Annotated in this window: 10 protein-coding genes; 4 read left to right on the top strand and 6 right to left on the bottom strand. The window is 57.2% G+C overall.

The window, feature by feature from the left end; translation table 11 throughout:
• Positions 1 to 172: 172 nt before the first annotated feature.
• The 3 genes from ATO67_RS08700 (at position 173) to ATO67_RS08690 (ending at position 5565) form a co-directional block, all read left to right on the top strand.
• On the top strand, positions 173 to 2017 hold the full coding sequence (locus tag ATO67_RS08700; RefSeq protein ID WP_082760203.1) for a type I secretion system permease/ATPase: 1845 nt from the start codon (positions 173 to 175) through the stop codon (positions 2015 to 2017).
• Entirely contained in the window at positions 2004 to 3314 is a 1311-nt protein-coding gene (locus ATO67_RS08695) for an HlyD family type I secretion periplasmic adaptor subunit (protein WP_067646955.1), read from the top strand. Before ATO67_RS08700 ends, ATO67_RS08695 begins: the two co-directional genes overlap by 14 nt.
• 328 nt (positions 3315 to 3642) lie before the next feature.
• Positions 3643 to 5565, top strand: a complete 1923-nt coding sequence (locus tag ATO67_RS08690) for a methyl-accepting chemotaxis protein (RefSeq protein ID WP_067646952.1) — start codon at positions 3643 to 3645, stop codon at positions 5563 to 5565.
• Between the two features lie 77 nt (positions 5566 to 5642).
• Here the strand turns inward: ATO67_RS08690 and ATO67_RS08685 are convergent, their stop codons facing one another.
• The 4 genes from ATO67_RS08685 to ATO67_RS08670 all read right to left on the bottom strand — a co-directional run bounded on the left by ATO67_RS08685 (position 5643) and on the right by ATO67_RS08670 (position 10525).
• Complete coding sequence (locus tag ATO67_RS08685; protein WP_067646949.1) at positions 5643 to 6743, bottom strand: RHE_PE00001 family protein; 1101 nt, start codon at positions 6741 to 6743, stop codon at positions 5643 to 5645.
• A gap of 59 nt (positions 6744 to 6802) precedes the next feature.
• Positions 6803 to 8140 (bottom strand): sensor histidine kinase, encoded by a 1338-nt coding sequence (locus ATO67_RS08680; protein WP_067646947.1) that lies wholly within the window; start codon positions 8138 to 8140, stop codon positions 6803 to 6805.
• A gap of 4 nt (positions 8141 to 8144) precedes the next feature.
• Positions 8145 to 8798: a response regulator gene (locus tag ATO67_RS08675; RefSeq protein WP_067646945.1), complete on the bottom strand. Its 654-nt coding sequence runs from the start codon at positions 8796 to 8798 to the stop codon at positions 8145 to 8147.
• Between the two features lie 65 nt (positions 8799 to 8863).
• Positions 8864 to 10525: a phosphoethanolamine transferase gene (locus ATO67_RS08670; RefSeq protein WP_067646942.1), complete on the bottom strand. Its 1662-nt coding sequence runs from the start codon at positions 10523 to 10525 to the stop codon at positions 8864 to 8866.
• Positions 10526 to 10800: 275 nt separating this feature from the next.
• Here ATO67_RS08670 and ATO67_RS08665 point away from each other — a divergent pair, with 275 nt between their 5' ends.
• Entirely contained in the window at positions 10801 to 11403 is a 603-nt protein-coding gene (locus ATO67_RS08665) for a hypothetical protein (RefSeq protein WP_210176113.1), read from the top strand.
• Position 11404: 1 nt separating this feature from the next.
• Here the strand turns inward: ATO67_RS08665 and ATO67_RS08660 are convergent, their stop codons facing one another.
• Both ATO67_RS08660 and ATO67_RS08655 read right to left on the bottom strand, forming a co-directional pair.
• Positions 11405 to 12421 (bottom strand): DNA topoisomerase IB, encoded by a 1017-nt coding sequence (locus ATO67_RS08660; RefSeq protein ID WP_067646939.1) that lies wholly within the window; start codon positions 12419 to 12421, stop codon positions 11405 to 11407.
• A 114-nt stretch (positions 12422 to 12535) separates the two neighbouring features.
• Positions 12536 to 13765 (bottom strand): PQQ-dependent sugar dehydrogenase, encoded by a 1230-nt coding sequence (locus ATO67_RS08655; protein WP_067646936.1) that lies wholly within the window; start codon positions 13763 to 13765, stop codon positions 12536 to 12538.
• Positions 13766 to 13795 lie beyond the last annotated feature (30 nt).

Here is a 13795-nt window from a genome sequence, read left to right as displayed (position 1 = left end):
GTAAATACTACATTTATCGTGCGCTTCACAGACATGGTCCTCCCTGATTTTGCGGCAAATTTTGCCGTGGCGAAGCTATGTCTGGATGCCATCGACTCTACCAGAAGACGAGATTATCGGCGCTTCGGCGTCGGTAGCGGGAGTTCGTTGCTTGAACATGCGGAATTGAAATTTGTTTGGCGTTTTCAAACAGACATTGCTTCACGACGGAACGGCTGGTGCCGTTGTAAGCTCACGGTGGGTGATCTGCGCCATCGCCGTTATCAGCGGTGTCGTTAATTTGCTTGCATTGACCTCACCCATTTTCATGTTGCAGGTCTATGACCGTGTGCTGCCAAGCGGCAGCGTCCCGACGCTTGTCGGTCTGGCCATTCTTGCGGTTGCCATGTTTTCCGTGCAGGCAGCGCTGGAAATCATTCGCGCCCGTATTCTGTTGCGCATTGGCGAGCAGTTCGACAATCAATTGTCGCGAGGCGTTCACAGCGCCGTCGTGCGGCTGCCGTTGATATCCAGAATGCCGGGAGATGGTTTGCAGCCGTTGCGGGATTTGGACAATGTTCGCGGTTTCCTGTCCGGGCAGGGGCCGAACGCGTTTTTCGATCTTCCGTGGATGCCGCTCTATCTGGGCATATGTTTCCTTTTTCATACATGGATCGGCGTAACCGCGCTTGCCGGTGCTGTCGTGCTGATTGCGCTGACAGTGCTCGCGAACGCTCTCTCGCAAAAGCCGATCCGCGATACGATCAAGTATAACATGGCGCGAAACGGTTTGCTGGAGGGCGCCCGACGCAATGCCGAAGTCATTCAGTCCATGGGCATGGGCATGCGTCTTTCATCACGCTGGGCGGGTTCCAACCTTCAATATCTCGCTGCCAACCGTAAAGCCGGTGACGTCTCCAATATGCTGGGCGGCATTTCGAAAACGCTGCGAGTGGTGCTTCAATCGGCCATATTGGGCGTGGGTGCCTATCTCGTCATTCGTCAGGAGGCGAGTGGTGGCGTGATGATTGCCAGCTCGATCATGATGGGACGGGCATTGGCGCCCGTCGATATGGCAATCGCAAGCTGGAAACCGTTTCTGATGGCCCGCGAAAGCTGGAGGCGCTTGCAGGATCTGCTTGCAAAGCTGCCCGCTGATCTGCCTGTCACGGCACTGCCCGCACCGGTGCGGGAGCTTCGCGTCGAAGGTCTCGTCATCCTGCCGCCGGGCGAGAAAATACCAACCGTCACGGGCATCAATTTCACCGTGCCGGCGGGCAGTGCGCTCGGCATCATAGGTCAATCTGGCTCCGGCAAGTCGACGCTGTGCCGCGCGCTGGTTCACGTCTGGGCGCCCGCATCGGGAAAGGTCCGGCTGGATGGCGCAAGCTTGCAGCAATGGGACCGGGAGGCAATTGGTTTCCACATCGGTTATCTGCCGCAGGGCGTCGAGCTTTTCGACGGCACCATTGCCGAAAACATTGCTCGTTTCGAGGAGAATGCCGATCCACAGGCAATCGTCGCTGCGGCGAAATCGGCTGGCGCACATGATCTGATCCTGCGTTTCGAAACAGGATATGAAACCTGCATCGGAGAGGCCGGCTCGGCGCTGTCGGCGGGTCAGAGACAGCGCATCGGCCTTGCCCGTGCGTTGTATCGAAATCCTTTTCTGGTGGTTATGGATGAACCGAATGCGAACCTGGATGCGGAAGGTGAGGCGGCGGTGGTGAAAGCCATCGCCTCCGTTCGTGCGCGTGGCGGTATCGCCGTGGTGGTCGCGCACCGGCCAAGCGCCATTGGTGCCGCCGATCTTGTTCTGGTGATGGAAAGCGGTCGGCAAAAGGCATTTGGGCCGCGAGACGACGTTCTTTCAAAGGTACTGAAAGGTACATCCACCGCTGCGCCTGCCGCAAGGAGTTTCATGGCAACCGGCTATGGGGTCCGTCCGCTCCGCGCCGTTGCGCAGCAGGCCGCACAGCCTGAACATGTGGGCGCGGACGTTCTGGACAGAAACGAGGGTGAGGATGCCAAACGCTGAGCCTTTCAATGTCAGGCGGTCTATCCGTCGCCATCTGGCGGCGGGTCTTGTTGTGGGCGTGGTGATGGTGGGCGGTGCAGGGGCCTGGGCCTCGGTGACGTCTCTATCCGGTGCGGTGGTCGCTTCGGGGCATTTCGTTGTCGGTTCCTATGTCAAGAAAGTGCAGCACCCGACAGGCGGCGTGGTGGGTGAAATTCTGGTTCGCGAGGGCGATGCGGTCAAGGCCGGGGACATTCTCATACGCCTGGACGCCACGCAGACCCGCGCCAACCTCGCCATCGTCACCAAACGGCTGGATGAGTTGACGGCACGGCAGGCGCGGCTGGAAGCGGAGCGTGATGACCTTGCGCGGATCACATTTCCTGATGGCATGCTGGCGCGCGTGGATAATGAGGATGTAGCCGCTGCCATACACAGTGAAACGCGCCTCTTCGAGTTTCGTAAACAATCCCGCGACGGCAAGAAGGCCCAATTGATGGAACGCATTGTGCAGTTCCGCCATGAAATCGAAGGGCTGAAAGCCCAGGAGACGGCTTACGCGGATGGTATGGACGTTCTGAACCGGGAGATATCGTCGTTGAACCCTCTCAGGCAGCAGGGCGTGGTGTCCGACCAACGTCTGAACGGCTTGAAGACGCAGGTCGCGACATTCGGGGGAGAGCGTGGCGAGAAAATAGCCTATCAGGCGCAGGCCGCAGGCAAGATTTCGGAAACCAGGCTGCAAGTTCTTCAGGTCGATCAGGACCAGAAGGCAGAGATTGGCAGCCAACTGGCCGATGTTCAGGCGCAGATCGGCGAATATGTCGAGCGCAAGATATCCGCTGAAGACAGTCTGAAGCGTATCGATATCATCGCGCCGCAAGCTGGTGTCGTCCATCAACTCACCGTCCATACTGTGGGCGGCGTTGTCAGCCCTGCCGAGGCCATCATGGACATTGTGCCGGAAGGTGATGAACTGGCACTGGAGGTGCAGATTGCCCCGAAAGACATAGACCAGATAAGCCTTGGTCATGCGGCAGTGCTGCGCATGTCTGCCTTCAATCAAAGAACCACGCCGCAGTTGAACGCGCATGTAACCCGCATCGCCGCTGATCTCGTCACAAATGAGCGAACCGGGACGTCGTACTATGTCGTACGTCTTACGGTTGCTGACGCGGAACTGACAAAGCTGAAGGGGCTCAGGCTTGTTCCCGGCATGCCCGCCGAAGCGATGATAAAGACCGAAGATCGAACCGTGCTGTCTTATCTGTTCAAGCCGCTTTCTGACCAGATCACTCGTGCGTTTCGGGAGGAGTAATGTCAGCTTGGCGTCAGACGTGAAAATGATGCCATAGCGTGGGCTGTTTTTACTTACGCAAGAGCCGAAACCTAACGTAACGTAAGTAAACGTTTTGGATGTGTTAGGCTGCTTTTTCATCCTAAGTGTGTTGTTTATGTTAGGTAATTATCCTGCCGAGCCGATTGTTTTAACTCAGTTTAAATTGTTTTGGTCCAAAACATAAATCTCACCGCCGCTTCATGATGAAGTGCATTCAGTTTCTGGCAGCACGATGGTGGATGCTCACGATTTCGTGACGTCACACAATGTGCCTCGTCGGTTTCCTTGAAACACTCATTGAGGCCCTATGTCTTTTCTGCAAAATGCAAAAATCCGCACCAAGGTGCTTTCTCTTATCGTTCCCGTTGCACTCATTGGTTTAGTAGGTGTTGGCCTTGTGTCCAGCAACTACAAAAACGCCGACAACAGCTATTCGGATTTCATCTCGAACAACGCTATTGGGTCGACGGAACTGTTCCGCGCCAACACGGCACTCGTGTCGCTGGGTTACGATACCACGCTGGGACTGGTGCTGCGTGAGCAATCGGCCAACACCGCGAAAGTGGAAGAGGGTTACAAGAACGATGTGGCGACCACGATCCGGCGCCTCGAAAATGCAAAGAAGCTCTTGCCGGATATGGCCAGTGAGATCAACGCATTCATCTCGCGAACAAACACGATCTCCGCAATGACGGACCAGGTCTGGCAGGTCGCGAAGACAGGTGATTTTCGGACAGCCCGTAAAATCCTCGTTGAGGTTGGACCGCAAATTGAACAATGGCGTTCCGATATCCGCGTCATCAGCGAACGTAATCTTGCTGTTGTTATGGAAAAGTCGGATGCATTAACCGATCAGACCAACTCCACGATCCTCACGACGCTTGTCACTCTGGGCATGCTGTTTTTTGCTGCAATCGCCCTTGCGCTTTTCGTGTCTGCTCGTGGCATCACCGGTCCGATCGATCGTTTGCGCAGCCGCATGGTATCGCTTGCCAATGGTCAGACAGAAGAAAATATTGCCGGGCTCGATCGTCGCGACGAAGTTGGTCAGATGGCTGAAGCCGTTGCCGTTTTCCGCAACAACGCGCTTGAGCGTGCCCGCTTGGAACAGGAGGCCGAAGCCAATCGCAGCCTCTCCGAAAAGGAGCGTATGGCCCGCGAAGAGCAGAAGGCCAAGGAAGCCGCTGACACGAGCTTTGCCGTCGATAATCTGGCCGATGCCCTGTCGCGCCTGTCGGATGGCGATGTATCGTTCCGCATCAGCCAGCCTTTTGCCGCACATCTGGACAAGGTCCGCGAGAACTTCAACGGTTCTGCCGAGAAGCTACAATCGGCCCTGAGCCGTGTTGCCGAAAACGCCCGTGGTATCGATGCCGGTGCCAACGAAATTCGCTCCGCTGCCGACGATCTGGCAAAGCGCACGGAACAGCAGGCGGCATCGGTAGAAGAAACCGCAGCAGCGCTGGAAGAAATCACCACCACGGTGAAGGATTCCACCCGCCGTGCACAGGAAGCCGGTGAGCTGGTGGCGAAAGCCCGCACCGGTGCCGAACAATCCGGTAATGTCGTCCGCAAGGCCGTGATTGCCATGGAGCAGATCGAAAAGTCGTCGTCGGAGATTTCCAACATCATCAGCGTCATCGACGAGATTGCCTTCCAGACCAACCTACTGGCGCTGAATGCCGGTGTGGAAGCGGCGCGTGCCGGTGAAGCAGGCAAGGGCTTTGCAGTGGTTGCACAGGAAGTGCGCGAACTGGCGCAGCGTTCCGCCAACGCTGCCAAGGACATCAAGGGCCTGATCACCACTTCGAATACGCAGGTCCAGCAGGGTGTGCAGCTGGTTGGCGAAACCGGCCGTGCGCTGGAAACCATCGTGACCGAAGTGCAGGAAATCAACCGTCACGTGGTGGCCATCGTCGATGCCGCGCAGGAACAGTCTTCCGGTTTGCAGCAGATCAACACGGCTGTGAACCAAATGGACCAGGACACACAGAAGAACGCGGCGATGGTGGAAGAGCAGACCGCTGCCAGCCATGGTCTGGCGCGGGAAGCGGCTTCGCTCAACCATCTGCTGGGCCAGTTCAAGCTGGGTGGTGGTTACGAAGCACCGGCTCGCCAAGCCACGCAGGCCGAGCGTCCGGTACAGTCTCCAGCCCGCGCGCTGGGCCGCAAGGTTGCCTCCGCGTTCAGCGGCAATGCCGCCGTCAAGGCCGACTGGCAGGAGTTCTGAGCTGTAGGGCTTGGATGACCTGATAGGTTTTACGCCGCCCGCGCCTGTCGCGGGCGGTTTTGCATTTGCAGGTTGGGTTAAATAACGCCCCAGGCACGAAAACGTCCGCGCCCTGTCATTTCACGCAGTTCAAGCTGGTTGGCGAGCCCGACAGCGCCTTGAGGTGTGGTGCCCAGTGTCTTCACGATCATGGAGGTGGAAACCACGGGCCGCGCCAGCACCAACTCGATCAGATCGGGCAGGCGTGAGTTGGATCTACGACCCACAAGTCTGCGCTCCATGCGGTTCTTCGCATTCAGCAGACGGTCATGTTCCTTCAGGCCAAAGCTTGCGGCTTCTTGGATACTGTCCAGAAAAGCCACCAGCCGCTCAGTCCTGCTACTGGCGTTGCGCCGTTCCCGAGGGACGGCTTTCAAACCGGTGTTGAAAGCGGTGAGGTGGGAGAGGGTCATGCCTTCCTGCCGTAACAGGGCAGAGGCAAGCTGGCGGCCAAGCCAGGGGCTTCGCTGCAACACTTCGAGCTTGGACCATGCGTCGAGCGCGATGGCTGCGCGCAACGCAGCAGGAAGCCCTGCCGTGTTTTTCACAACCGTCCGCCATTCCTCCAACCGTTCGTCCTCGTTCCAGTCCGGATCGCGGATTATGGTTTCGGTATGGGAATAGGAGGAGGGGCGCTCGTCCTTGGTTATGGCCTCAAGCGTTGCCGAGCTTCTGGCCAGAAGACGGTCGATGGCGGAAAGCTCGTCGCTCAGTGCCATATCCTCGTCGTCGTCTGAACGGGCTTCGGCTTTGGATGGTAGGGGGTCGGATTGGGCTGTCGCGATGTTTGCGGCCTCCTCGCCACGCAGACGAGAAAGACCAGCCGGGCTCAACGCCCATTTCGGCTCATTGCCCGCTATCTGACGACGTGCGCGCAGGATGCGGCTTGCGATTGCCATCTCGTGGGTCGGCGCGCGGATATCCATATGGGCATCATGGAGAACAAGGTCTTCGATATGAACGAGTTCGCCATCTATCCACAGAGAGGACGCGGCATCGATAAAATCCTGCCGTTCGAGAAAACCCTGCCCGAAAGGTGAACGGGAAATGCGCTCATCCAGCCGCGCCAGCGCGTCAGTTGCGCGCATGCATGGCAAGATCAATCTGTCCAAAGGTAGCCGATTCACATCGTAAAGCATGGGATTTGATAGAATGGACGCGATATGAAAGCAATTTCGCAATTGGCTTTCATATGATTTTATCCCGCTTTTATGCCTGGTAGCGAAACCCTGGCTTCAAACCCGTCATCTCGACCCATGGCGGGAGAAGAGAGGGTGAGTGAGCCGTTCATTTGCTTGACGAGGTGCTTGACGATAGCAAGCCCGAGGCCGGACCCGGTGGCCTGCGTCGTGCCTCTGGTGAAGCGTGTCGTCAGCTTTGGCAACAGTGCCGGATCGATGACAGGGCTGTCGTTGATGACACGAAGAGAATTGTCATCTCCAACGTGAACATCGACCGTCGTGCCTGCGGGGCTGTGGATCAGCGCGTTCTCTACCAGATTGCGCACGACGATCCCGAAAGCATCGCCGTTGATCATGCCACGAAGCTTGCCGCCTGACGGCACATGCAGCTCGATGCGGTCATCACCCTTATCCGAACGGCCGATATCTTCCAGAACAAGGCCGACGATGGGGAGGAGATCGGTTTCGACATCCGAGGTGCCGATGCCCGCTTCGGCACGCGACATTTGCAGAAGTTTTTCGGCAAGCTGGGCCAGATGTGACAGAGAGCGCTCGATCTGGGCGACACGCGGTGCGAATTCGCGAGGGATGTCCGCCTGCAAGCGCTGCGCCTGCGCCAGTGCGCCAGCAATGGGCGTTCGAAGTTCATGGGCGCTGTTCGATGCAAAGGCGCGTTCGGACTCCAGCGCTGCCCGCAGGCGTTCCAGCAGCAGATTGACCGACCTGGCTATGGGGTTCAGCTCTTTGGGTAGGCGCGTATCGTCCACCGGCACCATGTTGCCGCTGTCTTTTCTGCCGATTTCATCGCGCAATGTCTGGACCGGGGCCAGTGTGCGCCGGACGACGAGGATGACCGCCACGATGCTGGCGGGAATGAGCAGCAGCAAAGGTAGGATCAGCGCCGTTCCGGCCTCCACGATCGCTTCGCGGCGATTGGCGAAGGCATCCGCCATCTGTAGATAAAGAGTACCGTCTTCGGTTGCGACGGTGTAGATGCGCTGCGTGGCGGTATCGGCAAAGCCGGGTGTCAACGGCACGTCGAAGGGCTCATAGGCCCCATCGCGGGAGCGAAGAAGGACTTCGCCTTCACTGTCGCGCAATTGGTAGGTCAGGTACTCCTTGCCATCTGCGGGCTGAACCAGATGGCGTTCGTCCTCGGGGCTGCGTTCCTTCAGATCGTCGGCGATCAGCGGCAACAGCCGTTCGGCGGTTTCCTGCACGCCGCTGTCGAAAATTTCGGCAAATTCGTCCTGCATCACCATGACGCCGAGGGCGGAGGCGATAAGCCATGACAGAGCGACGACGCTTGTCAGTGCGATCACCATTCGGCGTGTCATGCTTTCGCTTCGCTTCATGTCTCTACCTGATCGTGTAACCAAGGCCACGCACTGTCTCCACCCTGTCAGAGCCGATCTTCTTGCGCAATCTGCTGACATAGACCTCGACGGTGTTGCTTTCTATTTCGGCACCGAATTCATAGAGCGTTTCGTGCAACTGCGCCTTGGAAACGACCGCACCGGGACGCTCGACCAGTTTTTCCAGCACCGCCCATTCTCTCGCGCTGAGTGTGAGTGCGATGCCGTTGACGACGATGTTGCGTGCAACCTGATTGATCTCGATACCGGGCAATTTGACCACAGGTTCCGAACGACCGTCATAACGGCGCGAAACAGCCAGCATGCGCGCGGTCAATTCTCCGAGGTTGAAGGGTTTGACGAGGTAATCGTCTGCGCCCGCATTCAGCCCCTCGATGCGATCCGACACCTGATCGTGGGCGGTCAGGATGATGACCGGCGTCGGATCGTTGCGCTGGCGCAAGCCTCTGAGAATGGAAAGGCCCTCACCATCGGGCAATCGCAGATCAAGCAGGATCAGGCCGTAATCGACGGTTTGGGTTGCGGCGTTCGAGTCCGCGACTGTCTTGAACCAGTCCACGGCATGCCCTGCGGCTGCCACATGGTCGCGAAGCGCTTCACCCAGAACATGATCGTCTTCGACAAGTAGAACGCGCAAGCATACCTCACTTCCAGCCATATGCGGGAGGGCTAAAGAGTGGGTATGCTTCGCATTTTGTCACGTCAAGCTGTGGGTCTGCGTTTGCATGCGCTGAATACATCGAGAGAGGGATCATAGACCGAGGTCGAGACATTCATCATGCTCAATATGCTGTGGAAGAAGTCGTCGTGGGAGCGCCCGCCCGCCTTCGCCTCATTCGCAAGGCAAGCGGCGTCCAGCCCCATGGACTTGGCGAAATCAGGATCGAACCAGACCAGGAACGGAACATGTGTCTGCTCGGCAGGTGCCAGAATATAGGGCGCACCGTGGAGATAGATGCCGTTCTCGCCCAGCGATTCGCCATGGTCCGATGCGTAGATCATTCCCGTCGCCAGCTTGTCCGAGCGGGCCTTCAGCTTGTCGATGATGCTGGCGAGGAAGTGGTCGGTGTAGAGGATGGTGTTGTCATAGGCATTGACGATTTCGATATCCTTGCAATCCGGCAGCTCTGCGGTCTGGCAATCGGGTGTGAATTTTCTGAATTCGTCGGTATAGCGCAGATGGTAGGTGGGGCCGTGGCTACCCAACTGGTGTAGGACGATGACGCTGTCTTTCGTCACATTGTCGAGCCAGCTATCCAGCCGGTCGAGGAAGATGTCGTCGCGGCATTCGCCGTTCGAGCAGAATTTGGGGTCCTGTGCTGCGGTCAGGTCGAAATAGGGAACGCGGTCTGCGACATTCTTGCTGCCGGTATTGTTGTCCCACCAGCGTGCATCGACGCCTGCGTGGACGAGCACGTCGAGGAGGTTTTCATTCGAGAGTGCTTTGCTGTGGCTATATTGCGAACGAGTGAATTTGGAGAACATGCAAGGGATGGAGATTGCCGTTGCCGTGCCGCAGCTGACCGTGCTTGGGAAATAGACGACATCACGCTTTTCCAGCTGAGGATTGGTGTCGCGGCCATATCCGTTGAGCGAGAAGTTGGCGGCGCGCCCGGTTTCGCCAGCAACGATGACGGTTATGCGGGGTTTGGTGATGCCGCCGAGAGCGGGCATGACTTTCGCGTCCTGACCGGTGGGTGAGACGGTGAGTTGGGCTTCCTGATCGGCCTGCGAGATGTAGCGAACCGCCGAGGAAATCGGCGTAAAGGGATTGAGACTTTTGGCGATGTCCTTGTGCTGGCGAACGGCGGTCGTAAACGTCTTGGAGTTGGCAGCGGCAATTGCGCAGACAATGGCAAGGCAGCCGATGATGCTGGCTACGTTCCACAGGAATTTGCTGAAGAACGGTCTATGATCGATTTTCACGATCGCCAGCAGGGCGATGGGAATGCCGGCAAACAGCACGAGGTGCAGGGCAAAACCCGGCGTCATCAGGTTGCTCGCTTCCGCCTGAGTCGTTTCGAACGCGTTGCGCACCATGTCGCTGTCGATGACCGCACCGAAGCGGTCCATGAACCATGATGACACCGCAGCGATGATGATCAGCACCGCGAAGATCGGTTTCGTGATGTATTTGACCGAAAACAGGATGAGAACCGCAGAAAATGCGGCGCCCATCCCAATGTAAAGGCCAAAAATCGCAACGGGATAGGCCGATAAATAGGTGTGAATCTTGGCCCAGAATGTGTGATTGGTGAAAAACAGAAGGTAGAGAGCCGTTGCGATGCTGAGTGTAACGCTGCCCACGGCTGGTCGTGCGATAGCGCCACGCCCGCTTCTCATTGTTGGAGATGATAGCGCCATATGTCTCGTTTTCCCGCTGCTTGTCCTGCGGGGGATGTGTCATCTAGCTGACATGAAACTGAACGGGGTCTGGCAAGGCTACCAGGAAGGCATATGCCGGTAAAATGGGCATGTTAACGAATGTTAAAATCTACCCTTTAGAAGGTGCGGTTTTCGTTTGTTTCCAGATATGTACATTCAAACTGACGTGATCTCTCAGGGATGGTTCTGCCACATCTGAAATTTTCGCAAAATATGATTTTTTTCGATTTTTCGCCGCTGTGAATGGAATTCAGATGGCTCTCTTGGATTTTCCAAAAACGCTGCTTTTGGTACAACTTCTCTTCCCGATCGCCGCCTTTGCGAGCGAGGACGTCCCGCGAAAAGATCAGATTGCCCTGATGGACGAGTTCAAAAAAATCGACATGGTGGGTGTTGCTCGAAAAACCAAAGATGTTGACGCCCGCCCCGCATCTCCTGGTGAAATCGTCATCACCTACATCCGGGGGCAAGGGGTCGAAACGCGCTCCAAGCCCGCCGAAGACGGTGATTGGGTGGTGCGCAATCGCTGCGAAGAGACGGGCAACGAAGAAATCCTCGTCAAAAAGCGGAATTTTTCGGACCGATATGGCGAGCCGCTTTCGCAAGCCGACGCAGCCGGTTACCGCGCTTTCAAGCCGAAGGGCTCCGAGATGAACTATTTCATCGTGACGGACGAGATTGGTCCGTTCAACTTTCGTGCGCCTTGGGATGAGACGATGGTTGCCCTGCCGGGAGATGCTATCGTGCAAGTGCAAACGGATGAGAGCGACACCTACCGTGTTGCAGCGGCTGCTTTCCAATGTACATATGAGATCGTCAACCCGGCAAAGTTCATTATCGATGCGGCTTTGCGCTAAGTCACGGCAAAAATTCCAGTAGTCTCCGCTCGTCGGCTCTTAATCCCGCAATGGATTTGAGTTCGCTGCCCATGATTTTCTCCAGCCGTTTGACGGCTTTGTCTTCCGTTGCAAGGTCCAAGACCGCTGGATGGACATAACTTTTCCGGCATATTGCGGGTGTGTTGGACAGCTCTTCAGCGGCTGCCATGCACATGCCCTTTATCGTTGGTCGCTCCTCGCTTCCTAGAGCACGGGAGGCGTGCCCGAAGGCAGCAAGAGTGCCGCCCCATGTGCGGAACGTCTTTGCGGATATGCCTTCGCCCGCACTTTGCGAGATGTACGCATTGAGTGCGCTGGAATCGATGGGGTGAACGACACCATTTTCGTCCTGCCAGACAAAGAGCTGCCTACCCGGCAGGTCGGCGATGTTTTCCAGAATGCGTTGCAAACGTGGATGTTTGAGTTTGCGGTTTACGCGCTGCCCGCCCTTGGCTGTAAAACGCAGTTCTATCGTCTCGCCGAAAGAAACATGTTTTTTCAGCAAGGTCGTTGCACCATAAGTGCCATTTGTTTCGAGGTAGGTCTTGTTGCCAACCCGAAGATAGGCTGCGTCCAGCAACAGGACGAGGGCGGCGAGCGTTACGTCTGCGCCGTGCACCTGTCTCGACAGGTCGGTCGTTGCGCGGCGGCGAATGGCGGGCAATGCCTCCCCGAATGTCTTCAGCTGGTAAAATTTGTTTTCGCCCCGCAAGGCGTGCCAATCCGGGTGATAGCGATATTGCTTGCGCCCACGCGCGTCGTAACCCGTCGCCTGCAAATGGCCGGATGGGTCGATGCAGATCCAGACCCGTTCATAGGCGGGCGGTACACCAAGGGATTTGAGACGACTGATCTCCAGCTTGTCGGACAGAAGCATGCCATCGGGAAGCCTGTAAGCGAAACCCTTGCCGCGTTTCTCTCGGGAAATACCCGGTTCCTGATCACTGACATATGTCAATCCGACTTTTCTCAGGATGCGAACTGGAAGCTGATTCATGGATTTTTGTGCTCCTCACCATTGTGAGGCTTAATGCGCCTAACCCTGCGTCTGTTCCCAGCCGGATGAGGCAAGATGAGAGCGGCTTAGACCGCTCCCATCAGATGCAGGAGATCAGGCGCCGGGCGCCAGTTTGAGAATTTGTGACTTTCCGCCCCCGCGCTCTTCGGTCACGGCATAGACCGCGCCATCACTGCCGATCTTGACGTCACGAATGCGCGCCTCAAGCGGCAAGCGCCCTTCCGACACGACCTTGTCGTTCTCCACCTTCAGCACGACGAGGCCCTGGCTGACGAGGCCGCCGATGATGAGAGAGCCTTTCCATTCCGGGATGGCATCTGAATCGTAATAGGCCATGCCCGATGGACCGATGACGGGGTCCCAATAATAGACCGGCTGTTCCATGCCGTCTTTTGTGGTCATACCGTCGCCGACCGCACCACCGCTATATTCGATGCCATAGGTGATGACAGGCCAGCCGTAATTGAGACCGGCCTTCGGCAGGTTCAGTTCATCGCCACCCTTTGGGCCATGCTCGACCGTCCAGAGCCGTCCCTGACCATCGATAGTCGATGACTGGACGTTGCGGTGGCCGTAGCTCCAGATTTCGGGAAGAGCGTTTTGCTGGCTAGCGAAAGGATTGCCTTCAAATGCTTTGCCGTCCTTGTCGATGCGGAAAACCTTGCCAAGTCCGCTGGACAGATCCTGCGCCTGAACCCGCGGTTCCTTGTCGGACCGCTCGCCGACTGTGACGTAGAGTTCGTTGTTGGGTCCGAATGCGAGGCGCGAACCGAAATGTTTATCGCCGTCATAGGTCGGCATCTGACGGAATATCACCTTGGTATCTTCGAGAACCGCGTTGCCGTCACTCTCCATGAGCTTGGCGGATGCGACCGAAGTTCCGTTACCGCCATCTCGTGGTTCGGAGAAAGAGAAATAGATCATTTTGGAGGTGTCGAAATCGGGGGCAAGCGCGATGTCGAGAAGTCCGCCCTGTCCGGAGGACGCAACGTCGGGGACGCCTTCCAGAGCCGGACCTGCCTTGCCATCGGCGACGATATGCATCGCACCTTCCTTGGCGGCGACGAGCATGCGGCCATCAGGCAGAATTTCCATGGACCAGAGATGCGGCAGATCGTCTGCAACCACCATCTTCTGTAGCGACGGCATTTTCTCCGGCTGGACCGCACGCGTCTGACCTTCAAACGCCGGTTTCTGGTCCGGTGCATTCGCCTGTTTTGTTTCGGCTGGGCCTGTCGACTGCGCGGTGGCCATGGGGGCAAGCGGCGCGAGGAGGCACATCGAAAGAACGGTCGTCGTCAGCAGGTGGTGAGTGCGTGGCATAAGTCTCCCTTCCATAAAGTATTTGCAGGC

Source organism: Agrobacterium bohemicum, from assembly GCF_001562555.1.
GTDB lineage: Bacteria > Pseudomonadota > Alphaproteobacteria > Rhizobiales > Rhizobiaceae > Agrobacterium > Agrobacterium bohemicum.
Note: the sequence above shows the minus strand (reverse complement) of the source record. Positions and strands in the feature narration are given on the sequence as shown.